The organism is Micromonospora sp. NPDC002717, from assembly GCF_040295705.1.
Classification (GTDB): domain Bacteria; phylum Actinomycetota; class Actinomycetes; order Mycobacteriales; family Micromonosporaceae; genus Micromonospora.
In genome coordinates, this window is the sequence record NZ_JBEOVW010000004.1 from 86,265 (window position 1) to 111,236 (window position 24,972).

At 73.5% G+C, this 24,972-nt stretch carries 18 protein-coding genes and 1 pseudogene; 9 read left to right on the forward strand and 10 right to left on the reverse strand.

Annotated elements, in window-relative coordinates; genetic code table 11:
* Nucleotides 1–4 precede the first annotated feature (4 nt).
* From ABT006_RS08540 to ABT006_RS08560, 5 genes are all read right to left on the reverse strand, one after another.
* On the reverse strand, nucleotides 5–658 hold the full coding sequence (locus ABT006_RS08540; RefSeq protein WP_350704294.1) for an HAD family hydrolase: 654 nt from the start codon (nucleotides 656–658) through the stop codon (nucleotides 5–7).
* 187 nt (nucleotides 659–845) lie between these two features.
* Nucleotides 846–1,604: a neutral zinc metallopeptidase gene (locus ABT006_RS08545; RefSeq protein WP_350704633.1), complete on the reverse strand. Its 759-nt coding sequence runs from the start codon at nucleotides 1,602–1,604 to the stop codon at nucleotides 846–848.
* A 148-nt stretch (nucleotides 1,605–1,752) separates the two neighbouring features.
* The gene (locus ABT006_RS08550; RefSeq protein ID WP_350704295.1) at nucleotides 1,753–2,853 is read right to left on the reverse strand and encodes a calcium:cation antiporter; all 1,101 of its coding nucleotides are present in this window, start codon (nucleotides 2,851–2,853) and stop codon (nucleotides 1,753–1,755) included.
* Nucleotides 2,854–2,957: 104 nt separating this feature from the next.
* On the reverse strand, nucleotides 2,958–3,587 hold the full coding sequence (locus tag ABT006_RS08555; protein WP_350704297.1) for a DUF899 domain-containing protein: 630 nt from the start codon (nucleotides 3,585–3,587) through the stop codon (nucleotides 2,958–2,960).
* Between the two features lie 246 nt (nucleotides 3,588–3,833).
* The gene (locus ABT006_RS08560) at nucleotides 3,834–4,799 is read right to left on the reverse strand and encodes an ABC transporter substrate-binding protein (protein WP_350704299.1); all 966 of its coding nucleotides are present in this window, start codon (nucleotides 4,797–4,799) and stop codon (nucleotides 3,834–3,836) included.
* A 184-nt stretch (nucleotides 4,800–4,983) separates the two neighbouring features.
* Between ABT006_RS08560 and ABT006_RS08565 the strand changes: the two genes are divergently transcribed.
* From ABT006_RS08565 to ABT006_RS08575, 3 genes are read left to right on the forward strand one after another with little or no spacing between them, the layout of a single operon-like run.
* The gene (locus ABT006_RS08565) at nucleotides 4,984–5,961 is read left to right on the forward strand and encodes a FecCD family ABC transporter permease (protein WP_350704301.1); all 978 of its coding nucleotides are present in this window, start codon (nucleotides 4,984–4,986) and stop codon (nucleotides 5,959–5,961) included.
* Nucleotides 5,958–7,040 (forward strand): FecCD family ABC transporter permease, encoded by a 1,083-nt coding sequence (locus ABT006_RS08570; protein WP_350704303.1) that lies wholly within the window; start codon nucleotides 5,958–5,960, stop codon nucleotides 7,038–7,040. Before ABT006_RS08565 ends, ABT006_RS08570 begins: the two co-directional genes overlap by 4 nt.
* Nucleotides 7,037–7,828: an ABC transporter ATP-binding protein gene (locus ABT006_RS08575; protein WP_350704305.1), complete on the forward strand. Its 792-nt coding sequence runs from the start codon at nucleotides 7,037–7,039 to the stop codon at nucleotides 7,826–7,828. The genes ABT006_RS08570 and ABT006_RS08575 overlap by 4 nt, the downstream gene beginning before the upstream one ends.
* On the opposite strand, the gene ABT006_RS08580 is transcribed toward ABT006_RS08575, so the two are convergent.
* On the reverse strand, nucleotides 7,750–8,289 hold the full coding sequence (locus ABT006_RS08580) for a MarR family winged helix-turn-helix transcriptional regulator (protein WP_350704307.1): 540 nt from the start codon (nucleotides 8,287–8,289) through the stop codon (nucleotides 7,750–7,752). The genes ABT006_RS08575 and ABT006_RS08580 overlap by 79 nt on opposite strands.
* 229 nt (nucleotides 8,290–8,518) lie before the next feature.
* Nucleotides 8,519–18,187, reverse strand: coding sequence for a calcium-binding protein (locus ABT006_RS08585; protein WP_350704308.1), 9,669 nt, complete (start codon nucleotides 18,185–18,187; stop codon nucleotides 8,519–8,521).
* 413 nt (nucleotides 18,188–18,600) lie between these two features.
* On the opposite strand from ABT006_RS08585, the gene ABT006_RS08590 reads away from it, so the two are divergent.
* Nucleotides 18,601–19,476, forward strand: a complete 876-nt coding sequence (locus ABT006_RS08590) for an alpha/beta fold hydrolase (RefSeq protein WP_350704309.1) — start codon at nucleotides 18,601–18,603, stop codon at nucleotides 19,474–19,476.
* A 94-nt stretch (nucleotides 19,477–19,570) separates the two neighbouring features.
* A complete protein-coding gene (locus ABT006_RS08595; protein ID WP_350704311.1) occupies nucleotides 19,571–19,906 on the forward strand; it encodes a YnfA family protein in 336 nt (111 codons plus the stop codon).
* Between the two features lie 103 nt (nucleotides 19,907–20,009).
* Here ABT006_RS08595 and ABT006_RS08600 read toward each other — a convergent pair whose 3' ends face one another.
* Both ABT006_RS08600 and ABT006_RS08605 read right to left on the reverse strand, forming a co-directional pair.
* Nucleotides 20,010–20,771 carry a hypothetical protein gene (locus ABT006_RS08600; protein ID WP_350704313.1) on the reverse strand — a complete coding sequence of 254 codons (762 nt, stop codon included), beginning with the start codon at nucleotides 20,769–20,771 and terminating at the stop codon, nucleotides 20,010–20,012.
* Between the two features lie 63 nt (nucleotides 20,772–20,834).
* Entirely contained in the window at nucleotides 20,835–21,839 is a 1,005-nt protein-coding gene (locus tag ABT006_RS08605) for an AraC family transcriptional regulator (RefSeq protein ID WP_350704315.1), read from the reverse strand.
* Between the two features lie 88 nt (nucleotides 21,840–21,927).
* Between ABT006_RS08605 and ABT006_RS08610 the strand changes: the two genes are divergently transcribed.
* Nucleotides 21,928–22,761, forward strand: coding sequence for an NAD(P)H-binding protein (locus tag ABT006_RS08610; RefSeq protein WP_350704317.1), 834 nt, complete (start codon nucleotides 21,928–21,930; stop codon nucleotides 22,759–22,761).
* Between the two features lie 131 nt (nucleotides 22,762–22,892).
* On the opposite strand, the gene ABT006_RS08615 is transcribed toward ABT006_RS08610, so the two are convergent.
* Nucleotides 22,893–23,864, reverse strand: coding sequence for a GlxA family transcriptional regulator (locus tag ABT006_RS08615; RefSeq protein ID WP_350704319.1), 972 nt, complete (start codon nucleotides 23,862–23,864; stop codon nucleotides 22,893–22,895).
* A gap of 112 nt (nucleotides 23,865–23,976) precedes the next feature.
* Here ABT006_RS08615 and ABT006_RS08620 point away from each other — a divergent pair, with 112 nt between their 5' ends.
* From ABT006_RS08620 to ABT006_RS08630, 3 genes and pseudogenes are all read left to right on the forward strand, one after another.
* On the forward strand, nucleotides 23,977–24,240 hold the full coding sequence (locus ABT006_RS08620) for an alcohol dehydrogenase catalytic domain-containing protein (protein WP_350704321.1): 264 nt from the start codon (nucleotides 23,977–23,979) through the stop codon (nucleotides 24,238–24,240).
* A gap of 32 nt (nucleotides 24,241–24,272) precedes the next feature.
* A pseudogene (locus ABT006_RS08625) lies at nucleotides 24,273–24,626 on the forward strand (MDR/zinc-dependent alcohol dehydrogenase-like family protein); the annotation flags it as partial.
* 1 nt (nucleotide 24,627) lies between these two features.
* Complete coding sequence (locus ABT006_RS08630) at nucleotides 24,628–24,948, forward strand: zinc-binding dehydrogenase (RefSeq protein ID WP_350704323.1); 321 nt, start codon at nucleotides 24,628–24,630, stop codon at nucleotides 24,946–24,948.
* Nucleotides 24,949–24,972: the final 24 nt, after the last annotated feature.

Genomic DNA, 24,972 nt, shown 5'->3' on the forward strand with positions numbered 1-24,972 from the left:
CGCGTCAGACGCCGGCCGGCGGCGCGCCGAGCAGGGCCGCCAGCAGCTCCAGGTCCGCGCCGGTCAGGCTCTCCAACTGGTGTACGCCGTCCAGCGGCCCGATCGGCACCTCCGCCGGCACGGCCAGCACCGCCGCGCCGGCGGCGAGCGCGCTGGCCACCCCGGTCGGCGAGTCCTCGATCGCCACGCAGCGGGCGATCGGCACGTCGAGCAGCCGGGCGGCGGTCAGGTACGGCTCCGGGTGCGGCTTGGCCGCGTCGACCTCGTCGCCGCAGACCACCGCGTCGAAGCTGTCCCGCCCGAGGGTGTCCAGCGCGACCTCCACCAGGGGCCGGACGCTGGAGGTCACCAGCGCCGTCGGGATGCCCGCCGCGCGGACCGCCCGCAGCAGCGTCAGCGCGCCGGGACGCCAGCGCAGTCCGGTGCGGAACAGCTCCAGGATCCGGGCGTTGATCCACGCCGCGCTGATGTCGGGGTCGCGGTGCGGCTGGCCCAGGTCGTCGTGCAGGATGCGCATCGACGCGGCCATGCTGGTGCCGACCATCGCCTTGCGGGCCGCCTCGGAGAGGGTGGCGCCGTACTCGGCCGCCAGCTCGCGCAGCGCGACGTCCCACAGCTTCTCGCTGTCGACCAGGGTGCCGTCCATGTCGAAGAGCACGGCGGCGGGGTGGTGGCTGCTCAGGACATCCTCCCTCGGGTGGCGTACCCCGGGGATCCTCTCAGCCGGGACGCCGCCGGCGCGCCCAGGTGCCGCCGGCGTGACCTGGCCGACGGGTTGCGGGCGGCGGCGAGACCGGACGACGCCGGACGCCGTCGCCCGGTGCCAGGCGAGCCGCGGGTGCCGCTCAGCCGAGGCCGCAGGCGCCCAGGGACTGCTCGTAGCCGCGGAAGAAGGCCTCGGTGCGCTGCTCGGCGGTGCCGTGCGAGCCCTCGGCGAACCACGGCTGACCGGGGTCGTCGCCGACGGCGAGCAGCCCCTCGCGGAACTCCTCCAGGTCGCCGTCGTCGAGTTCCAGCACCCCCGAGCGCACCGAGTCGCCCAGGTACGCCCCGGCCATGCAGTCGGCCTGGAGTTCCTGCTCGATGGTGAAGCGGTACTGGATGCCGAGCCGGGTCTGGACGCCGTGGGCGTACTCGTGGCCGAGCAGGTAGAACACGAACGCGTCACCGACCAGGCGGAACGCCCCGACGGACCAGGTCACGTCGTAGGCGATGAAGTCGCCGGCCGAGCAGTAGACCGCGTTGTTGCGCGGTAGGCCCTGCCCGCCGCAGGACACCTCGCCGTCGCGCTGGTACGGGACGACTCGCCGGATCGGGCGGAACCGCTCCCCCGAGCCGCGGAACCGGTCGGCCCAGTACCGCTCGGCGATGCGCCGCGCGTCGGTGACGTCCCGCTGGAACTCCTCGACGCTGGTGGTGCCGTCGGCGCGGGTCTGCGCGGCGCCGGGCGAGGCCGCGCCGCCGGGCTCCTGCCCCGCGGGTTCGGACGTCCCGCCGACCACGCACCCGGCCGCCACGACGAGAGCCACCGCGAGGCCGGCGAGCACGCTCGGCGGCCGGCGTCCCACGCGCGTCGTCACTGGGCCCTCCCCGGCGTCGGCGATGCCGTGTGCAGTACCCCGGCGGTTTGCGGGTCATGCCCGGCCGCAGTCAACGACGCCGGTCGGGGCGGCGGCGGTGCGCGGGTCCGGCCGGCGGGACGGGGCCGGATCCCCGGCGCGCGGCGCTTGAGCCCACCGCCCGGTCGGGTGGTCAGGGGCTGGCGGCGAGGAACACGAACGCGGCGAGCAGCACCAGGTGCACGCCGCCCTGGAGCACGGTGGCCCGCCCCGGCACCACGGTCAGCACGCCCGTGACGACGGTGAGGGCGAGCAGGGTCAGCTGCGTGCCACCGAGGCCGAGCAGCAGCGGCCCTTCCAGCCAGATCGAGGCCAGCGCTATCGCCGGGATGGTCAGCCCGATGCTGGCCATGGCCGAGCCCAGCGCCAGGTTCAGGCTGATCTGCACCCGGTCGCGGCGGGCCGCCCGGGCGGCGGCGATCGTCTCGGGCAGCAGCACCAGCAGCGCGATGACCACGCCGACGAAGGACTGCGGCAGGTTCGCCCCGGCGACGGCGGACTCGATCGCCGGGGACACCGTCTTGGCGTCGCCGACCACGGCGACCAGCGCCACCAGCAGCAGGCCGAGGCTGAGCAGTGCGGCCCGGTTCGACGGGGGCGCGGCGTGCCCATCGGCGTCCACCACCCGCCCCTCGGCGGTGACCGGCAGGAAGTAGTCGCGGTGGCGGCCGGTCTGCACCATCACGAACAGGCCGTAGAGCGCGAGCGACGCCACGGCGGCGAAGGCCAGCTGGGCGGGGCTGAACTGCGGACCCGGCCGGCTGGTGGTGAAGGTCGGCACCACGAGGCTCAGGGCGGCGAGGGTGGTCACGGTGGCCAGCGCGCCACCGGTGCCCTCGGAGTTGAACACCGCCACTTTGCGGCGCAGCGCGCCGATCAGCAGCGACAACCCGAGGATGCCGTTGCACGTGATCATGACGGCGGCGAAGACGGTGTCCCGCGCGAGGGACTGCGTCTTCTCGCCGCCGCTGATCATGAGGGTGACGATCAGCGCGACCTCGATGACGGTGACGGCCACGGCGAGGAGCAGCGAGCCGTACGGCTCCCCCACCCGGTGCGCGACCACCTCGGCGTGGTGGACGGCAGCCAGCACCGCTCCGGCCAGGAACGCGGCCACCACGACCACGACCGGACCGGGTAGGTCGCGTCCCCAGGTGAGGATCAACGCCACGACCGCGAGCAGCGGTACGGAGACGGTCCAGTCGGTCAGACGTGAACGGAGCAGCGCGGCCATTCCCCAACACTGCCAGGAATCGCGATCATGTGACCACCGACTGGTGGTACGCGGTGGCGTCGGCTCACCGTCGCGCCGTCCAGGTGCGGCGCCGGCCCGAGCCGTCAGCCGTAGGTGGGCTGCTGCGGCCAGCCGGGCGGGGAGTCCTCCCAGTCCTCCTGCCGGCCGTACGGGGTGAGGTCGAGGATGCTGTTGACGAAGACGAGCCGGTCGACGCCGCGCGCCGTCGTGTTGTACGTCCGGTAGACGTCTGCGCCGTCGCGCAGGAAGACGCTGAGCATGAAGCCGCGCTGCGCCCCGCAGTCCGCCGCGAACGACGTGCCGCGCGACGACACGAACGGCAGGGTCCAGCCGCGACGCGCCTTGTACGCCTCGATCTGCGCCAGCGGCATGTCCGACACGGTCGCCCAGCTGATCCCCCGCTCCGCCAGCCGCGCCAGCCCGGTCACGGGGACGCTGTCGGTGAACCAGGTGCAGCCGGGGCAGTGGTGGTCGGGGCCGTTGTCCATGAACTGGTAGACCACGAGCTGGCCCCGGCCCTCGAACAGGTCGAGCAGGGTGGCCGGGCCGGTGGGCGTGTCGAAGCGGTAGCCGCTGTCGAACCTGACCATCGGGAGGCGGCGACGCCGGGCGGCGAGCGCGTCCTGCGCGCGGGTCAGCTCCTTCTCGGCCTTCAGCAGGTCGTCACGGGCCTGCTGCCACTCGTCGGCCGACACCGTCCGGGGCTTCTCCATGAGGCGATTGTGCCCAGGGGGCCCGGCGACACGCCGGTGCGACGCGCCGGCGGGGACGGGGCGTGGCCGCCCCCTGGCCCGGGCGGGCGTCGACGGCGGCACCCGCCCGTCGGAGTCGCGCCGCGTCCCACCTGGACGGCGGCGGGCGGGCGACCGACCGGGGTGGAGCGTCATCCGTCCACCCCGGCGGGCGGTGCCGTACGGCGCCGCGGATCCGTCCGGCGCTGCGGATCCGTCCGAGAGGGATCAGGCGGCGGCGCGGAGCCGCTCGATGTCGTCGAGCACCTTGCCGGCGGCGATGGGCCCGGCCCCGCTGCTCCACACGCTGCCGTCGACGGCCGCGACCCGGTCGTTGCGGGCGGCTTCGAGGCGGGCGAACGCGGGCTGCGCCCTGGCCGCCGCGAGGGCCTTCTCGCCGTCGGCGTTGAGGGTGGCGACGTAGATGAAGTCGGCGTCGAGCTGGCCGAGGTTCTCCAGGCTGAGCGGGTCGGTGTGTGGCTTGTCGGTGAAGTCGGCGGCCGCCGGCAGGGTGTCGCCGGTCAGCTCGACCAGCCGTCCGGCCATCAGGGACGAGGACATGATGAGCGGGCCGGTGGGCATCCACCGGACGACGGCGGCGGTGCCGGCGCCGGTCCGCTTGGCCGCGACGTCCTTGGCGCGCTGCTCGATGTCGGCGAGGAGCTTGTCGCCCTCGGCCTGCCTGCCGAGGGCGGTCGCGATGGTGCGGGTCTCGCTCTCCCAGTTCCCGAACGCCTGCGGCTTCGGGACGACGGTCGGCGCGATCGCCTTGAGCGCGTCGTACTGTTCCTGGGTCGTGCTGGACGCGGCCAGCACGAGGTCGGGCTTGGCCCCGACGACAGCCTCCAGGTTGATCTCCCGCACGGTGCCGACCAGGGTGATGCCGGGGACCCGGTCGGCCAGGTAGGCGGACACGCCCGTGCCGCCCCGGCTCGACAGTGTCCCGACCGGCACGACGCCCAGCGCGAGCGCGCTGTCCAGGGCCGTGTCGCCCAGCGCGACGACCCGCTTCGGCGCGGCCGGTACCTGGACGGAGCCGAACGCCGTCTCCACCGTGGCTCCGGCCTGCGATCCGCCCGCCGAGGCGGGCGTCAGGTCGGACGATCCGCCGCAGGCGGTCAGCAGGATCAGCGGCAGGGCGGCGAGCCCGGCGGCGAGACGTCGTCGGGACAGGCCGGTGCGCGAGGTGCTCATGGATGGCTCCGAAGGTGCTCGAAATAAACCTCTGTGAGGGAGGTATGGTATGCCTTACCTAACCACATCCGCCCGGCGGGGCGCGAGACAGCTCGGAGGGCACGTGGTCGTGCAGGAACGCCGGCGGGCCGTGCCCCGTCCCCCGGCACGGCAGGCGGAAACAGCAGGCCCGCACCGGCCTCGGGTGGCGGGGATCGTCGTGCCGCTCGCCGTACTGGCGCTGGCCGTCGTCGCGTCGCTGCTGTTCGGCAGTGGTCAGGTGGGTCCCGGGCGGGCGCTGCGGGTGCTCGTGGGCGCGGGTGACGCCGAGGCGGCGTTCGCGGTGTGGCAACTACGCTGGGACCGTACGGTCGTCGCCGTCGTCGTCGGAGCCGCGTTGGGCACGGCAGGCGCCGTGCTCCAGGCCGCCGCGCGCAACCCGCTCGCCGAGCCCGGCCTGTTGGGCATCAGCGCCGGCGCGTCCACCGCCGTCGTGCTGGTCATCGCGTTCGGCGGCAGCGTCGCGACGCTCGGCCCGCACGTCGCCGTGCTCGGCGCCCTGCTCGGGTGCCTGGCCGCGCTCGGCGCGGCGCGGCTGCGCGGGGTCGGCAACGACCCGGTGCGGCTGGTACTCGCCGGGGCGGCGTTGAGCGGTCTGCTGGGCTCCTGCACCTCCGTGCTGCTGCTCGTCGACCAGCGCAGCGCCGACGAGGTCCGGTTCTGGACCGTCGGCGCGGTCGCCGGCCGGGACCTCGGCGTGCTGGCGTCGGTCGTCCCCGCGCTGCTGCTCGGTGGCCTGCTGGTCCTCCTGGTGGCCCGCCCGCTCGCCGCCCTCGCCCTCGGCGAGCAGGTGGCCGCCGGGCTGGGCCACCGCCCGCGGCGGGTCCGGCTCGGCGCGGTGGTCGCCGTGGCCCTGCTGGTGGGCGCGGCCACCGCCGTCGCCGGCCCGATCGCGTTCGTCGGCCTGGTGGTGCCCTTCGCCGCCCGCGCGCTGGTGGGGCCGGACCTGCGTCGCGTGCTGGTGCCGTCGCTGCTGCTGGGGCCGGCCGTCGTACTGGCCGCCGACGTGCTGTCCCGGCTGCTCGTGCGGCCATACGAGATGCCGCTCGGCGTGGTCACCGCGCTGCTCGGCGCCCCGGTCCTCGTCGCCGTGGTACGCGCCCGACGGGTGCCCGCGCTGTGAGCGCCTCCCCCGCCGCGCCGGTCATCGTCCCCGCCGGCCCGCGTGCCCCGCGCGGCACCCGCCTGCTGCGGCTCGGCCGGATGTCCGTGCTGCTGCCGGTACGCGCCACGGTCGGCTGCGCCGTCCTCGTCGTGCTGCTCACCCTCGCCGTCGGCGCCGCCCTGGCGGTCGGCACGGTGTCCATGGGTCCACTGCGGTCGCTGCCCGCCATCGCGGGCGTCGGCGACCCTGCCGACGTCCTCGTCGTGCAGCGGCTCCGGCTGCCACGCCTGGTCGCAGGCCTGCTGGTCGGTGCCGCGCTCGGCGCCTCCGGGTGCCTCATGCAGACCCTGGCGCGCAACCGGCTCGCCACCCCCGGCACGGTCGGCATCGACGACGGGGCCACCGCGTTCGCCGTCGCCTCCGTCGTCGGCGTCGCCACCACGTACGCGCCCTCGGGCATGGCGCTCGTCGGCGCGGCCACCGCGGCCGCGCTGGCCCTGGGGCTCGCCGGCGGCGCCGGCACCTCCGGCTACCGGTTCGTCGTGGTGGGACTCGGCGTGGGTGCGGTGCTCGGCGCGGTGACCAACCTGATGCTCGTCCGCGCGCCGATCGACGCCGCCAACGCCGCGTTCCCCTGGTCGGTCGGCACGCTGAACGCCCGGCCCGCAGTGCCGGTCACCCTGCTCGCCGTCGGGCTCCTGCTGTGCCTGCCGGCCGGGATGCTGGTGGGCCGGCGACTCGCGGCGCTGCGGTTCCCGGACGCGGTGGCCGCCGGGCTCGGCGTGCGGGTCCGCGTCGTCCGGCTCGCCGCGCTGGCGGTCTGCGTGACGTGCGCGGGACTGGCGGTCGCCGTCGGCGGTCCCCTCGGCCTCGTCGCGCTCGTCGCCCCCGAGGCCGCACGCCGCATCTGCGGCCCGCGCGGCGTCCCCGTCCTCGCCAGCGCCCTCGCCGGCGCCGCGCTGGTGCTGCTCGCCGACACCCTCGGACGCACGGTCGCCGCCCCGGTCGAGGTGCCGGTCGGGCTCGTCACCGCCGTCGTCGGCGGCCCCTACCTCATCTGGCTCCTGCTCAGCTCACGCCCCCGGAGAGTCCCGTGACCACACCCGCCGTCCTGCACGCCGACGACCTGACCCTGGCGTACGAGCGCACCGTCGTCGTCGACGCCGTACGGCTGACCCTGCCGCCCGGTCGCCTCACCGCCGTCGTCGGGCCGAACGGCTGCGGCAAGAGCACGCTGCTCGGCGGGCTCAGCCGGCAGCACCGGCCGAAGGGCGGCGCCGTCCTGCTCGACGGGCGCGTACTGGCGAAGCTGCCGGCCCGCGAGGCGGCCCGCGCGATCGGCCTGCTGCCGCAGTCGGCCGAGGCCCCGGACGGGCTCACCGTGACCGACCTCGTGCGCTTCGGCCGGCAGCCGCACCAGGGGTTGCTGCGGCAGTGGTCCGCGCAGGACCAGGAGGCCGTGCACCGGGCGCTCGCCGCCGCCAACGTCGCCGACCTGGCCGACCGGCCCCTGGAGACCCTGTCGGGTGGGCAGCGGCAGCGGGCCTGGATCGCGATGGCGGTCGCGCAGGACACCCCCGTACTGCTGCTCGACGAACCCACCGCGGCGCTCGACCTGGGTCACCAGCTCGAGGTCTTCGAGCTGCTCCGTGAGCTGGCCGCCGCCGGTCGCACGGTCGTGGTCGTGGTCCACGACCTGACCTCGGCCTGCCGCTACGCCGACCACCTCGTGGCCATGCGCGCGGGCCGGGTCGTCGCCGAGGGCGCGCCGGACACGATCGTCACCACCGAGCTGGTGCGGCGGCTCTACGGGGTCGAGTCCGCCGTGCTGCGCGACCCGGCCACCGACTGCCCGGTCGTGGTGCCCCTGCGGCTGGCGTCCTGACCGGCCGCTGCCTCCAGGACGGCCAGCAGTCGGCGGACCGCCGGCACGGCCTGCCCGATCGCCCGGCGGTCGGCGTCGTCGAGGCGCAGCAGCGCGGCCGACAGCACCTCCTCCCGGGCGGCTCCCCACGACGCCAGTCGCTCGACGGCCGCCGGCGTGAGCCGCAGCCGCGCGGCGCGGCGGTCCGCCTCGTCGCGCTCGCGGACCAGCAGGCCCGCGCCGACCAGCTCGCCGACGATGGTCGACACCGTGTTCGGCACCAGTTGGAGGCGCTCGGCCACCGACCGGATGCCGACGCCCGGGTTCGCCTCGACGGTCCGCAGGACCTCGACCTGCGCCTCGGCCAGCCTCGGCACGTCCGCCTGCCGACGCACCGCCCGGCGGGCGGCTCGGGCGACCGCGCCGAACACGGGTAACTGGCGGGCCAACGACACGGCGTCGTCGCCGTGCGGGCCGGTCACGGACGGGTCGTCCGTTCTGGCGCGCGCCCGGCGAGGGACGCGGGATGACGATGCACGGAACGACCCTACCGACGTCGCGCTGACGATGCCCGCCGCGGCGCGGACGGCAGCGCCGACGTCGGCTCTGAGGGGACGGTGGCGACGACGGGCCGGCCGGCCGGCCCGAGGACCGGCGACGGGCAGGGCCCGACCCTCCCGTGGGAGAGCCGGGCCCGATCCGCTTCGACGGTCAGTCCGTGCAGGACGGCTGGTCGAAGTGCCCCGGGGTGCCAGGGAACGCCACCCCGGCGCCCTGTTCGCGGTTGTCGCGTGGGTAGACGTACGACAACTCGAGGAACGCCGAGGTGCCGGCCGTGGTCACGTCGGTCGCGCTTCGACCGGCGCCGGAGGCCCAGGCCAGGCTGGTCAGGAACTCCTGCATGGCCGGGCTGTGCTGGCGGACGTCGTTGAACCCGCCGTAGGCCGAGTTGCAGTGGGTGAACAGGTTGTAGGCGCCGTTCCAGTCGAACATCCGGTCGCCGTTGTTCGGCCCGTTCGCCGTCACGTCACCCTGCAACACGTCCCGGTCCCAGCCGCCGTACATCCAGTCGGTGCCGTGGTGGTGCTGGTTGTCGGCCACGACGTCGTTGTCCAGGCCCGTCATCTCGAACCACAGGCACGGGTCGATGGTGCCCGCCGCCAGGTCCACCGGCCAGGCCCCGGCCGCGCAGTTGTCCGGGTACGACCCGCGGGGACGGAAGTCGAGCAGGTCGGAACTGAGCACCGCGGCCACGGCCGGGCCGTCGGTCGCCCCGGCGCCGCCGAAGAGGTGGTCGACGTACTGGTCGCTGTCACCTCGGGCGGCGGCACTGAAGACGCCGTCCACCTGGCACTGCGGGTTGGTCGCGTCGAGCACCGGGTCGCAGCCCTTGCCGCCCCACAGCACGTCCGACCCCTCCGACCCGAACAGCTCGTCGCCTCCGCTGTCGCCGTTGGCGACGTCGTCACCGAACCCGGTGTGGATGTTGTCCGCCCCGGCGCCGCCCCGGACGCGGTCCCCCGCGCCGGCGGTCAACCCCGAGTGCGGCATCGGCGCCGAGGTGGAGCTGCCGATCCAGGCGTCCCCGTCGGTGTCGTGCAACAGATCCACGCGCCGGTCGTAGGCACCGGCCCGGAATCCGGTGTACGTCTCCTGCGGCACCGACGACAGCGTGGTGGTGAAGCCCAGCGCCGCCACGTCGTCGGGGTTGAGGTACTGGCTCACCACGCCGCCCCGGTCGCCGAGGATGGCGTCCCGGCCGTCGTCGCCGTACAGGGTGTCGGCGCCGAGCTCACCGAGGAGGTCGTCGTCGCCGTCGCCGCCGCGGATCGTGTCGTCGCCGTCCTGGCCCCAGACGCCGTCGTTGCCGGCGTCGCCGTAGAGCTGGTCGCCGCCGAACGCGCCGGCCGGCTCGCACGTGGCCTGGGCGGTGGTGCAGAACCGGGTGGACGGGCCGGGCAGGGCCGGATCGTGGGCACGGGCCCGGGTGGCGTCGGCCGGCACGGCGCCGGTCGGATACCGCTCGGTGTAGACCCGCTCGGTCGGGCTGCCCTGGACCACGGTCACGGTCCGCAGCAGCGACCCGTTGTCGCCGAGGAGCACGTCGTCGGCGCCGTTGCCCTCCATCACGTCCCCGGTGTCCCGGAAGCCCGGGGCCGAGCTGCCGCCGATCAGGTCGTCCTGCCCGGCCGGCGCGCCGTCGCCGACCAGGTCGGCCACGGCCGCCGGGTCGCCCGGCCAGCCCGGGTCGGGCAGCGGGGCGACAGTGGTCCGTCCCGCCGCGCCGAGGGCGCTGTCCCCACGCAGGACGTCCGCCCCGCCGTTGCCCTCCAGGTAGTCGCCGTCGCCGTCACCGGTCAGGGCGTCGTCGCCGTCCTGACCCCAGAGCGTGTCGACGCCGTCGCCGCCGCTGATCCGGTCGTCGCCGTACCGGCCGGCGGTGGCCGCCGCCCGGTCCAGCAGCACCACGATCCGCGGGCCGAACAGGGCGCCGCCGGCACCGACCCGGACGGTCGCCGAGGTCGGCTGCTCACCGGCGAGCGGGCGCAGCACCGCGCCGTTGTCGCCGATGACGGCGTCGGACCCGGGGCCGCCGAAGACGGCGTCCGCGGTGTCCGGCTGGCCCGTGGTGGCCGCCCCGGTTCCGTCGTACGCGGTGCTGGAACCACCCACGAGGTCGTCGTCGCCGTGGTTGCCCTCGACCCAGTCGGCGCCGGGGCCGCCCTCGGCGAAGTCGGCGCCGCCGTCGGCGTGCACCCGGTCGGGCCCGCCCTGGCCGAAGATGACGTCGTCGGAGTCCCCACCGAAGATCAGGTCGCCGCCGCTGGTGCCGGCCGCCGGGGTGAATCCGAGGTCGAGCAGCGTCACCTTGCGCGGCGGCCCGGCCCGGCCCTGGGTCACCCGGGTCGCGTCGGCGTCCGCCGGCACGAAGCGGGCGTTGTCCCCGGCGATCAGGTCGCTGTCGCCGTCACCGTGGAGCTGGTCGCCGACGTCGGGCCGGCCCGTGCCGGCAACCGGCTCCTGGCCGGAGCCGCCGACGATCTCGTCCCGGCCGTGGTCGCCGTGGACCAGGTCGGCGCCGTTGTTGCCCTCCAACCGGTCGTGCCCGCCGTCGCCGTTGATCCGGTCGTCGCCGAGCCCGCCGTAGGCGAGGTCGTCGTCCCCGCCGCCGGAGATCACGTCCCCGGCGCCGGCCCCGGCAACGTCGCCGGCCAGGTCCAGCGGGTAGGGCCCGACGTCGCCGACGCGCGGGGTGCCGTTGTCGCCGACGATCCGGTCCGTCCCCTCCTCGCCGTAGAGGCGGTCTCCACCGTCGGCCGCGCCGGCGGTGCGCCCACCGCCGTAGAGCACGTCGCCGTCGCGACCACCGAAGACCTGGTCGCCGCCGGCGTTGCCCTCGGCGGTGTCCGCGCCGGCGTCGCCGAAGAGGCCGTCGTCGCCGGCGTTGCCGAAGAGCAGGTCGTCGCCGTCGTCGCCGTGCAGCTGGTCGACGCCCGCCGCGCCCCAGGCCCGGTCGGCGCCGTCGCCGAGGTGCAGGGTGTCGTCGCCGAGTTGGCCGCAGGCGCGGTCGTCGCCGCCGCCCAGGTCGGCCCGGTCGTTGCCGCCACCGGCCGAGACCACCTCGACCCCGGCGCCGCCGAGGATGAGGTCAGGGGCGCCCTGGTCGGCGGGGGCCGGCTGAGCGTCGGCGAGGGTGGCGTCGGCGCAGGTCTCGGCAGGCAGGTGCCGGTCGCCGAAGACGGTCGCGCCGCCGTCGCCGCCGATCACGTGGTCGCTGCCGAGTCCGCCGACGAGCAGCTTGGTCTGCGACTGCGTGCCCGCCGGCAGCGGCTCGTGGGTGACCTGGCGGAACGGACCGTAGCCGTCCGACCCGTCCGGCTCGCCGACCTGGGAGGGCTCGGCGATCACGTAGTCCTCGTCGGGGCCGCCGAACAGCTCGTCGGTGCCGTAGCCGCCGACCAGCACGTCGTCGCCGCCGTAGCCGTAGACGCGGCCGGTCTGGCCGTTCGCCGAGTGCGAGACGACCAGGTCCACGCCGGCGCTGCCGTGCACGACGTCCTGGCCGGCACCGGTGTCGACCTGGTTGACCAGCCCGGCGTCGCCGGTGCCGGCCTGGTCCGCGTCGGCGGGGACGTCGGTGTCGTACGTGTGGATGGTGTCGTCGCCCCGGCCGCCGTTGACGGTGTCCGCACCAGGGCCGCCGACCAGCGTGTTCGCGCCGTTGGGCCGGTCGTCGACGAGCACGCCGAGCACGTCGTCGCCGCCGTTGCCGTAGACGGTGCTGGCGCCGCGCCCGACGGTGACGTGGTCGTCCCCGCCGGCGTGGTCGGCGGTCGGGGCGGCCAGCGTGGTCCAGTCGACCAGCCCGTTGAGGGTCTTGTCGCCGGCCCCGGTGCGCACGGTGGTGGCGCCCCGGTCGGTGCCGCCGAGGCCGCTGTCGCCGGCGACCACGTTGTCGCCGTCGCCGGTGGTGATGCTGTCCTGCCCGGCGCCGCCGGCGACCCGGCTGACCGTACCGGCCGCCTCGGCGGTGACGATCACGTCGTCGCCGCCGCGGCCGTCCACGTACGCCGGCCCGGTCCCGGTGCGGATCCGGTCCCTGCCGTCGGAGCCGAGCACCACCGCGGTCTTGTCGAACGCGGAGGTCCTGGTGCCGTCGCCGCTGGTGTCGCCGTCACCGAGGAGCAGCACCGACAGGGACGTCTTGTCCGGGTCGGCGACCTCGTAGCCGCGCCCGTCGACGACCACCCGGGTCAGGGCCGGGTCGAGGAACTCCTGCCGGCGGCCCAGTGCCTCCACCGCGAAGCCGTCGAAGTCGTCCGTGGCGCCCGGGGTGTCCGCGTCGGCGTAGTGCAGCGCGTACACCTTGACCACGTCACCGGCGTAGGTGTCGGCGCCGTTGTCCCACGCCTTGTCGCCGCGCTGGTCCTTGGTGCCGAACTTGCCGGCGAAGACGACCAGGGTGTCCCCGACGGTGCCGGCGAGTTCCGGTGGCGGCGGGGAGCAGTCCGGTTGGGCCCGGAAGTCGAGCAGGGTCGCGTCGACCAGGGTGAAGGCGAACTTCTTCTTGAACAGGAACAGGTCGATGGTGACGTAGACCCGCAGGAAGACCGAGAGCCGCCCGCTGGTGGTGAACAGGCAGATCGGGTTGACCAGGAGCGCCTGGAGGAACTCGCTGGTGCGGAACTTCCCGTCGTTGTTCGGGTCGTTCCAGCTGAAGCCGACGGTGAGCTGGATGCCGCCCTCGATGCCGACCTTGACGATCAGCACGCTCACCTCGGCCCCGGCGGCGATCTCACCGCGCAGGGTGACCACCGGGACGGCCTTGCCGCTGCTGTCGGCGGTCTTGAAGTACAGCCCGTCGAGCAGGCTCACCGCGTCGACGGCCGTGCCGTCGGTGGCCGCCTCGACCGCGTGCCGGATGCCGGCGGTGTCCAGGCCGGCGATGAACCGGGCGGTCACCGAGGCGCTGCCGGACAGCGTGACGAAGACCGGCGGCGGGGCGTAGACCGGGCCGAAGGACTGCCGCCAGCTGAAGCCCAACTCCAGCGGTCCCGAGTCGAAGCTGATCAGCTCGACGTCCTGGCCGAGCAGCAGCCCGAACAGGGAGCCCGGGTTATCGAAGATCGGGAAGCTGAAGCCGGTCTTCTGGGCGTTGCTCCTGCCGTCGGCGGCCGGGGTGAACAGCTTCTCGCCGTCGTCGCCGGCGGCCTCGTCGACCTTCGCCTTCACCTGCGCGCCCGAGGCCGGGTTGTACTCGGAGGTGCGGTCGATCAGGCTCTCGGCCGAGGCCGGGGAGGCCTCCGTGGTCAACGCCTTGGCGCTGTCCATCTTGAACCCGCCGAGCGGGATGGAGCAGCCGGAGTCGCAGTCGGGTATCCGGTTGATGAAGGTGACCACGGCGCGGACGGTGTCGATGAAGTCGAGCTTCGGACCGCCGTTGAGGGTGCTGAAGGTCTTGGCGAGCCAGACCAGGGTGATGTCGGGGCCGCCGGTGGCCTTCGACAGGTCCGACAGCACAGGGATCGGCGCGTACAGGGTGTCGATGACCGGCTGCAGCGGCCCGGTGACGGCCTTGAGCTTCTCCACCACCGGCTTGAGGATCTTGTCGAAGAAGGCGCCCGCGTCCAGGGCGATGTCGGTGAACGTCACCTTCAGCGGCGTGGTGACGCCGTCGCCCGTGGCGGTGAGCCCGCCCCGCTTGTGCTTCAGGCCCCACTGCAGGCCGAAGGTGGCGCTGACGCCCGGCAGCGCGGAGTCCTCGCCACCGGTGTCCACCGCCGCCGCCAGCTTCCAGTCGATCTTGACCTCGGCGGTGAGGTCGGTGGCGAGCAGCGAACCCAGGTCGGCGAACTCGGCCAGGGTCAGCCGGTCGTCCGGGTTGGCCGTGCAGTCGGCGGTGACGGTGGGGTCGAAGCAGCTCTTCTCCCCCGGAGAGCCCTTCAGGTCGATGCCGAAGTACGCCTTCACCAGCGGGTCGGTGGCCCGCTTCGTCGCCTTCACCTGGATGAAGGCGAGCTGGGCGGCGAGGTCGCCGGTCATGTCGAACTGGGCGCCGACCTGCACCTCGGGCGAGGTGTCCCCGTCGTGGGTGGGGACGTAGAAGCCCTCGTCCCGGTCCAGGACCAGGTCCAGGTGAAGCTTCCAGCCCAGCTTGGCCTGGATGCCGTCCGGGGCGCCCTTCTTCGCCTTCAGCGACAGGCCGGGGATGCCCAGGTCGAGCGGCACGTTGAGCTTGAGGCACTCGTCGGACGCGCTCGCGTCCTTGCACCCGTCGGCTGCCGAGGGTGCGCCCTTGGAGGTGGTGAGCTTGATCCGGATCGCCTGGAAGTCCTCGGGCGCGCAGGGCGCCGTGACGCCGCTGCGGCAGCTGACCACCGCGCTCACGCCCGGGTCCAGGTCGGCGAGCACCTCGTTGAGGGCCGCCTGCACACCCGCGCTGTCGAGCGTGGCGTTGGCCAGCACCGGCCCGATCGCGGCCTTGACGTCCTCACGCAGTTGCGCGACGAAGCGCTGGCCCTGCTGCAGGTCGTCGCCGACCAGGGGCAGCTTGCCGTCGAAGCTGGCCAGCCGCAGCGCCTCCTCGACCTTGGCCAGGTACCCGTCGATACCGACGTTGAAGTCGGTGAGCTTGAGCGACAGGTTGGCGAAGCAGGAGTCGAGGTTCGGGGTGCCGGCCGTGGGCGTCAGGTCCAGGCCGACGGTGAAGGTGAGCAGGTTGGTGTCGTCGGCCGGGTCGCAGTTGTTGACGAACAGCGGCGCCTTCGCGCAGAGCGGCACGTCCGCGCCGCCGACCCCGTCGCCGCAGTCGACGCCGGCGGTGGTGAACTTCGGCGTCAGTCCGAGCAGGCCGGTGATCGGCCCGTCCTCCGTCAGGCCGTCGAGGCCGACGCTCAGGTTGGCCTTCACGGTGGCGAAGTCCGGAGCCTTGCCGAGGTCGAGGGCGAGCGGCCCGACCCGCGCGGCGATCGCCGCGTCGGTGACCCCGCCCGCGACGGTGACGTTGGCCGAGGAGCTGCGGTCCAGCAGCGGCGCGGCGTTCAGCCGCAGGGGCAGCAGCAGGCCGAGCTGCGCCCGGGCGTCGACGTCGACCGCGAACGTGCCGGAGCTGTCCAGGGTGATCAGCTCGCGGTGGGCGTCCCAGGCGAAGTTGAGCGGCCCGCCGGTGTGGAACTTGCGCTTCCAGTCCAGCCCGAGGCGCAGGAACGGTCCGCCCTCGCGCTGGTCCAGGGTGAAGCTGATCCCGCTGTCCTCGCCGATCGCCGCGTTGAGCTTGTCGAGGGCGTCCTGGAGGTTGTCGGGGGGCGAGGCGAGCAGCTTGTCCAGCGCGTCGGCCAACTCCGGGCGCAGGGCGTACGCGCTGCCGTCGGCCGGCTTCGGCGTACCGGCCGCGTCGACGCGCAGGGTCTGCCCGTCGATCTGCTTCAGTACCCGGTACGCCTTGCTGCCGATCACGACGGTCCGGCCCTCGAGCCGGGCGTCGAAGCCGGAGTCGCCGTCGCGGGAGGCGTCCTTGAGCAGGAAGTTCGCCCCATCGGCGACGAACGTGACGTCCTTGCCGACGCCGCTCTCGTCGGCGCCGAGCAGCTGCCGCGCGGAGCGGCCGAGCAGCGGGATCTCCTTGTCCAGCGGGCCGCTGCCGCCGGGCTGGGACAGCGCGACGTTGATCAGCCGCAGCGCCTCGACGACGACCGCGAAGAGCGCCTTCGGGTCGTCGGGGTTGAAGTCGACGGCGAACAGCTCGGACAGCGCCGAGGTGTCGACCACCGGCTGCCCACCGGCCGTCCAGCTCACGTCGACGCCGATGCCCTCGCCGAGGGCGCCCGTGGCGCCGGGCACGCTGACCGTGACCCGGCCGGTGGTCTTCACCGACGACGACACGGCCAGCAGGTTCCCCGGGTCGGACTTCAACCGCTCGAAGAGCGTGCCGAGGCTGAGGTCCTGCGCCTGCTTGAAGCTGACCTGGAGCATCCGCTCGCCGGCGGCGGCCGGTCCGACGGCGAGGTCACCGGCCAGCTTGACCTTGAGGAAGCCGGCGGTGGCGAAGAAGTCCACCCCGGTGGTGATCGGGAAGTCGGCGGCGAACAGCGGCGTCGCCGGGTCGGTACGCAGCAGCACCCGGTCGGCGTTCGCCTCCGGGCTGCCGAGGTCGTTGCGCAGGTCGAGCACGAGCGTCACGGACGCGCTGTAACGGGGCTTCACCTTGGCGAAGCTGGCCTGCGCGTTCGCCGCCCGCAGGCCGACCTTCTTGTCGCCGCCGACCGGCTTGGTCAGCGTGCCGGCCAGCTCGACGGCGCCGATGTTCGGGCTGGAGCCGCTGATCACCCACACGCTGTCGTTCGGCGGCTGCCCGCCGATCCAGTCCTGGGTGAGGGTGACGGAGTTGGCGGTGTTGGCGGCGACGGTGCCGGCGGAGGTGCCGGCCACCACCCGCTGGCCGACCAGCTGGCCGGGCGTGAACCGGCTGCCGGTGACGCTGAAGCCCTTGGCGGTGAACGTCGCCCCGCGCCCGGACAGCTCCGCGGCACCCGGGTCGAGCGGGACCTCCACCGTGGACTCCCGCTCCAGCTTGACCCGGAACACCAGCTTGTCGTTGTCGAAGGAGAGGTTGTCCACCGGCAGCCCCTCGGCGGCGAGCAGGGCGAGCAACTGCTGGATGGAGCTGAACTTCGGCTGCCCGGCCAGGGCCGGGTCGTCAGTGGCCGGGTCGAACTGCGGGTCGTCCGGCCGCGGGTGGACGTACTTGCGGAGGAAGTCGGTGAGCTTCTCGTTGACCTTCACGGCGTCGGCGAACGTGCCGCGCAGGAAGGGCAGGTTGAGGTTGCCGGCCGGGCCGCTCTGTTGCACGCCGCTGAGCAGGGTGGCGAGCTGCGCGAGCCCGGAGGCCAGGTCCAGCGGGCTCATGTTGCGGAACTTGGCGATCGTCTCGTCCAGGCCGGTGGTGGTCACCGTGGGGGTGCCGACGGAGATGTCGTTCCAGTCGACGTTCACGGTCGCCGCCACGGCGGGCAGCGCGAAGGGCGCGCCGGAGACGGCCGCCCCGAGCTTGACCACGCCGTGCACCGAGCCGGGGCCGGGCTCGGTCTCGGTGTCGGAGATCTTCCCACCGCCGGAGTTGTCGAGGGCCACCTGCACCAGGCCGGCGAGGGAGCCCGCCGCGCCGAGTTCGCCGGTGTTCGCGCCGGCGGCCGTGTCGAAGGCAAGCCGGCCGTCGCCGTTGGGGTCGGTCATGGTGACCTTGAGATGGGTACGCGCGGTGAGGGTGCTGCCGGCGGTCAGCGTGACCCCGAGGATGCCGACCGAGGCGGTGGCCTGGTCGAGGTCGGCGCGCAGCCGCGCCGCCGCGTCGATGTCGATGCGCGGGGTGTCCCCGTCGCGCACCAGGTAGGTCTCCCCGGCGGCGGTGTGCCGGGCCCGCAAATGGAGGGTCGCCCAGCCGGTGACGCTGACCGCCTTGCCCAGCGTCACCCCGGCCAGGGTGAGGTCCTTGTCGACCATTTCGCGCTTCGTGGTCAGCAGCACGTCCAGCAGGTGGTCGCCGCCGCTGGTGCTCACCGAGCTGGTGAGCCGGGTGCCGCCGCCGAGGTCGACATCGTCCTTGGTCAGGCCACTGGCCAACGCGTCGGACGCCTTGTCCACGAGCGTGTCGGCGTCGACGAGCGCGCCAGGGCTGACGCCGAGCAGAGGCAGCGGCTGGCCGAGCAGCCCCAGTTGGGAGAGTCCGCCGTCGGCCCAGGTGGCCGTGCGGGACATCAGGTTCTTCAACGCGCTCTCCCACGCCTCGTCGGCCTGGGCGGGCGCCGCCGTCCACACCAACCCCATCGCGGCGGTCACCGCCGTCGCGATCGCCACGGCTAGCAGCCGTCGTAGAGCCACCATGAGCCACCTCGTTCGTCCGATGGCCGTCACCGACGGCGCTGGTCCGCGCCAGCACATCGATCGCGGGAAATGCTCACAACTTGTGTGTCGGCATGGTGACAGTGCGTCAGGCCGAACGGTCGGCACCTCCGGACCGGGTGGCCCGAGAAGACTGTGCTGCGGGCCGTACCGCCCGGCCATGTCGCGCCCGTCCCCGCCCGCACCGGTGGAGGCCCTGTGCCACGTCGGATCCCCGCCGTCGTCACCGCGCTCGCCGGCGGGACCCTGCCCGCCACCTCCGCACCGGCCACCGGAGCGCCTCCCGCGAGCGCCACGGCGACCCGGCGCCCTACCGACACCGGCTCGCCTGCGCGCGGGATCGTTTTCTGGCACCGTCAGAGGAGCCGCCCGTACCGCCCGGTGAGGAGACGATGGTGGGCCACGCCGCCGTGCACCACAGGACCGTCGACGTCGACGGGATCAGGATCTTCTACCGGGAGGCCGGGCCGGCGGACGCGCCGGTGGTGCTGCTGCCGCACGGCTATCCCGCGTCGTCGTTCCAGTTCCGTCACCTCCTGCCCGCCCTCGGCGACAGGTGGCGGGCGATCGCGCCCGACCAGCCCGGCTTCGGATACAGCGACGCACCCGACCCGGCCCGGTTCGCGTACACCTTCGACGCCCACGCCGAACTGCTCCGCCGGTTCGCCGAGACGCTGGGCCTGACCCGGTACGTCATCTACCTCCAGGACTACGGCAGCCAGTTCGGGCTGCGCCTCGCGATGTCCGCCCCGGAGCGGGTCGCCGGCCTGGTCATCCAGAACGGCGACATCTATCCCGACCAGCACGGCCCCAAGTACGAGCCGCTCAAGCAGTTCTGGCGCAGCCCCACCGACGAGGGCCGGGAGCGCCTCGCCGCGGCGGTCGGCGAGGAGGGCTTCCGCAGCGAGTTCCTGGGCGAACTGCCCGACCGGCTCAGGGACCGGGTGAGCCCCGACCTGTGGCGACTCGCCGCGGCTTCCGCCGGCACCCCGCAGCGCCGCGCCAATCTGGTCCGCCTCCTCGCCGACCAGGGCAGCACCGTCGCCTGGTTCCCCCGGCAGCAGGCGTACCTGCGCGACCATCAGCCGCCGACGCTGATCGTCTGGGGACCGCACGACGGCTACATGCCCGAGGGCGCCGCGCGCGCCTATCTGCGCGACCTGCCCTACGCGGAACTGCACCTGCTCGACGGCGGGCACTGGCTGCTGGAGACGCACCTCGACGAGGTGGTCCCACTCGTACGCGACTTCCTCGGGCGGGTCCATCCCTGACCACCCGCGCGGCCGCACGCCGCACCCCGCCCGACCGGCCCAGCGGAGTGGGTCGTCCTGCTGACCGGGAGGTGCTTCCGCTACCGTCCGACGGATGACCGTCGCCCGCTCGATCCTGCTGTTCCTGCTCGCCGCGCTCGCCGAGATCGGTGGCGCGTGGCTGGTGTGGCAGGGCTGGCGCGAGCACCGAGGGCTGCTGTGGATCGCGGCCGGAATCATCGCGCTCGGGTTCTACGGCTTCGTCGCCACCTTCCAACCCGACCCGAACTTCGGCCGCGTCCTCGCCGCCTACGGCGGCGTCTTCGTCGCCGGCTCCCTCGCCTGGGGCATGGTCGTCGACAAGTTCCGCCCCGACCGCTACGACATCATCGGCGCAGCCATCTGCCTCGTCGGCGTCGCCGTCATCATGTACGCCCCTCGCAGCGGCTGATCCCTGGCGCTCCGCAACCCATCGGGGAACCAAGAGTCGCTGCCCCGCGACCAGCGGCAACGATGGTCGGCACCCGCCCGGCCCCTACCCGTGACCGGGTGGATCAAGGCGTGCGTCCGGCACCGTCGGGCCGCGCGTCGCCCACCGTCGCCGCGGCAGCGTTCAGCACGGCCCGGAGCGGGGCGTGTGGAAACCCGTCGCCCGTGCCGGTATCCGGCCCTAGCCGGGTGCTGTAGAAGGGTTCGTCGTGGCGGTCGTCCTGACGGGCCCACAGGTCGCCGGCCTCGTCCCGCTGCCAGGTGACGTTCTCACCACGGAAGTCGGCGCGGTCGAGCCAGTCGGCGCCGCACGGCCAGTAACCCTCCCAGTGCGGAGGGCGCAATGCGGCGTATGCCTCGTCGACGGCGGCGACGGCCTGGTCCACGTCGTCATCGTCAAAGACGGCGGCGAATCGGCACAGCAGGGCCAACGGAGCCCCGGGGTGCTGCAGCTGCGGATCCCGCGCGGCGATCGCCCGGCAGATCAGGTCGAGTTCGGACCAGCGCAACGCGTACGGGTGCCAGTGGGCGAGATCGTCCCATCCGAGCTCGGCCGGCTCGGCCGAGTCAGGGGTGGTGACCTCCAGGCTGTAGGAGTCGGCCGAGGCGTCCATGCTCAGTACGACGTGGTGGCCGTCGCCGACCTCGAAGGCCACGTCGAGCGACGAGTCGTCGGAATCCTCATCCGCATCGTCATCGTCGTCGTCCAGCAGGTCTTCGAGGTCACCGAGCCGATCCGCCCCGGGTCCCTCCTCGTGGGCGAAGGTGTACCGCGCCCAGAACACCGGATCGCGCAATGACTCTTGCAACACTGATGGAGTCGCCACCGAGAGAACTATAGGAACCGCACGAGCGGCATCCCGAACGGGGTCAGCGGCGTGGTGGGCTGGTCAGCGGCTGCCATGAGGGGACGGCTGGTCGTGCGCGTCAGCGGGCGAGGTTTGTCGAGGGACCTGTCCCGGGGGCGGCTCACTGCTCGCCGCCGGGGATTGTGCGAGCATGCGGTGCTTGCCGGGGCTCACGCCGTGGATCCGCTTGAAGGCCGCGCTGAAGCCGAAGGCGTCCGCGTACCCGAGCCGGCGCGCCACGGCGGCGACCGTCTCGGTGGTCTCGGCCAGCATGTCGGCGGCGAGTGTCATTCGCCAGTCGGTCAGGTAGGTCAGCGGCGGCTCGCCCACCAGTTCGGTGAACCGTTTGGCCAGCGTCGTGCGGGACACCCCGGCCCGGGCGGCCAGGGAGGCGAGCGTCCACGGCTCACCCGGGGCGTCGTGCATGGCGCGCAGCGCCGAGCCCACCGTGCCGTCGCTCAGCGCCCGATACCACCGGGGGGCCTCGGCGCCCGGCTGGTCGAACCAGTCCCGGATCGTGCAGACCAGCAGCCAGTCCAGCAGACGGTCCAGCACGATCTGCCGACCCGGGCGGCACCCGCCGAGCTGGAAGTCCAGAAAGTCACGGAGCGATGAACAGTCGTGTTCATCCGGTACGACCAGCACCGGCGGGAGCACTCCGAGCAGCCGCTGCGGCGCCTGGCTCCGGACGTGGTACGCCCCGGCCAGCAGCACTATCTGCTCGGCCGGGCCGGTGTCCGGTGGCTGGGCCACCGGTGACTGGCCACAGCTGACCTCCCGCAGCTCGTCCGGTCGGAAGGTCGACCGGGGCTCGGCGGAGAAGACGAACGGTTCCGGTCCCCGCACCACGACGGCCTCGCCGACCCGTACCAGAAGTGGCTTGTCGCTCTCCGGGTGGACGATCCAGCCCTCGCCACGCAGCGGCACGCAGAGCGTCAGGGGCGCGCCGTCGGTGAACCGCAGCGCCCACGACGGTGACAGCACCGACCGGCCGAAGGCGGCACCCTCCGCGCGTACGTCCCGCAGCAGGCTGTCGAACGGGTCCATCCCTTCACGATAGGGCGCGGACGATCACGCATGCCCGGCGTACGACCAACCATGTCCGGCCGGCGGTCGGGCCGGTTGACTCGTGGCCATGACGAAAGAAACGAACGAGATCCTCGTCATCGGGGGAAGTGGGAAGACCGGACGCCGGCTGGTGCGCGCGCTACGGGCGGCGGGCGCGCGCGTACGGGCGGCTTCCCGCTCGGGCGAGGTGCGATTCGACTGGACGCAGCCGACCACCTGGCGGCCGGCCGTGGAGGGAGCGTCGGCGGTCTATCTCATCGCTCCGGCGGACCCCGGGACGGCTGACGACTTCGTGTCGCGGGCGGTGAAGGCCGGTGTCGGCCGATTCGTGGCGCTCTCCGGCCGCGGAATCGACAAGATCGACGGGGATTTCTCGCCGAGCATGGTGGCCGCGGAGCAGGCCGTGCGCGACTCCGGCGCGGAGTGGACGATCATCCGCCCGAACAACTTCAACCAGAACTTCGACGAGGACCTGTGGCGCCAGCCGCTGGCCGACGGCCGCCTGGCCCTGCCGATGGGCGCCATGCCGGAGCCCTTCATCGACGCCCAGGACGTCGCCGACGTCGCCGCGACCCTGCTGACCGAGGACGGCCATCACGGGCAGGTGTACGAGCTGTCAGGCCGCCACGCGCTCACCTTCGCGGAGGCGGTGACGACGATCGCCAGGGCGGCCGACCGATCCATCCGGTACGTGGAGTTGACGCCGGAGGAGTACCGGACCGAGCTGCTCGCCGAGGGTTACTCGACGGCCGACGCGACGGCGCTCAACGCCATGTTCGCGGGGATGCGTGCCGGGTATCTCGCCGAGCCGACCGACGCGGTGCGGCGACTCCTCGGCCGCGACCCGATCGACTTCGACACCTACGCCGCGAGGGCTGCCGCGGCCGGCGCATGGTCGTGACGCAGCCGGGACAGCAGCCGATCTAGTTCGGCGGCCCGGGATCGCCCGTTGGACGACGCCCGTCTACACGGCGATCCCGGGCTGCCTCCTGTCGACGACCCGGAAGTCGGCAGGACCGGTTGTCGTGCCCGCTAGTCGCCCACCGGCGCCGCGCGGAACGTTCGCCGATACGCACGCGGCGACACCCCGGTGGCGGCCAACAGGTGCTGCCGGAGCGAACCGCCCGATCCGAACCCGGCCTCCTCCGCGATCCTGTCCACCGTCAGGTCCGTGCTCTCGAGCAGTTCCCGGGCGCGTTCGACCCGCTGCTGGGTGAGCCAGGTCATCGGGCTCACCCCCACTTCGTCCTGGAACCGCCTGCTGAATGTCCGCACGCTCATGTTCGATCGGGCGGCAAGCTCCGCCAGGACCAGCGGGCGATCAAGATGTTCGAGCGCCCACGCTCGGGCCTGCGCCGTCGTCGTCGAGTCCGCTTCGACCACGGGCCGCCGGATGTACTGGGCCTGGCCTCCGTCGCGCCAGGGTGGGACGACGCAGGAACGGGCCGCCTCATTGGCGATCTCACTGCCGTGGTCGCGTCGGATCACGTGCAGACACAGATCGATTCCCGCCGAGACGCCTGCCGAGGTGAGAACGCTGCCGTCGTCGATGAAGAGAACGTCGGCATCGACGACGAGATCCGGGTAGAGGCCCTGAAGGCGGTCGGACTCACGCCAGTGAGTGGTCACCCGGCGTCCGTCGAGGATGCCCGCCGCCGCCAGGACGAACGAACCCGTGCAGATCGCCATGACGCGCGCATCGGGGCGGACAAGCCCCAGCGCGTCACGCAGCGGCGCAGGAAGCGCCTTCTGTTCGCCCCATGCCCGCCCGCTCGCCGAGGGAGGGATCACCACGGTATCCGCCTGGGCCAGCGCCGTGTGGTCGTGATCCACGGCGATCGCGAAGTCGGCCGAAGTGTCGACCGGGCCGCCATCGAGCGAGCAGGTGGTCACCGAGTACAGCGGCTTGCCGTCGGAATCGAGGGCGGCGCCGAAGAGCCGCGAGGGGATGGCCAGCTCGAACGGGACGACGCCGGGAAGCGCGAGCACAACGACGCGATGCATGGCCAGATCCTGACACATGTTGTCTATCTGGCCACTGTAGCGGCCCTGCCCCTCCGGAGATGCTGGACGGGCGCGGCCCCTGATGCGGCCGACACGACAGGTGAGGAGCACAGTGACAACCAGCTCAGGGCGAGCGCCCGACCGGATGCTCGCGGTCAGCCAAGACGCGGCCGGGGCACCCGACGTCCTGAAGATCATCGAGACGCAGCGTCCGGTCCCCACACTCGGCGAGATCCTCGTCCGCGTCCACGCCGCGGGAGTGAACCCCACCGACTGGAAGACCCGCGCTCGCGGCCAGTTCGCCACCGGCGCGCTCCCTCCGTTCGTCCTGGGCTTCGACGTCTCCGGGGTGGTCGAAGAGGTGGGGCCCGGGTGACCTTGTTCGCGCCGGGCGACGAGGTGTTCGGCATGCCGCGCTTCCCGCATCCGGCGGGCGCGTACGCGGAGTTCGTGACCGCCCCCGCCCGGCACTTCTGCCGCAAACCGACAAACATCGATCACACGACCGCCGCGGCGTTGCCGCTGGCGTCCCTGACCGCGTGGCAGGCTCTCGTCGACACCGCCGACGTCCAGCCGGGCCAGCGCGTCCTCGTCCATGCCGCCGCCGGCGGCGGCGGGCACCTGGCGGTGCAGATCGCCAAGGCGCGCGGCGCATGGGTCGTCGGCACCGCGAGTGCCGGCAAGCACGACCTTCTTCGCGGGCTGGGCGCGGACGAGTTGATCGGCTACACGACGGAGGACTTCGGCGTCCTCCGAGACATCGATGTCGTGCTCGACACCGTCGGCGGGGGCTACACCCCGCGCTCACTCCGGACCCTGCGCAGGGGGCGGGATCCTCATCTCGCTTCTGCCCATGGCCCCCGACTTCCCCGCCGACCTTGCCGAGGAACTCGACGTCCGCGCCACCCGAATCCTCGTCGAGCCCGACCATGCGGGCATGAAGGCGATCGCGGATCTCGTCGCTCGTGGGCAACTGCGGCCACTCGTCGACACCACTCTCCCGTTGAGGGAGGCGGCTCAGGCCCACGAGCGCGGCGAGACCAACAGCACCACCGGGAAGATCGTCCTCTCCGTCGTCGCCTGAGGCCCGCCCTCGCACGCGACGCTG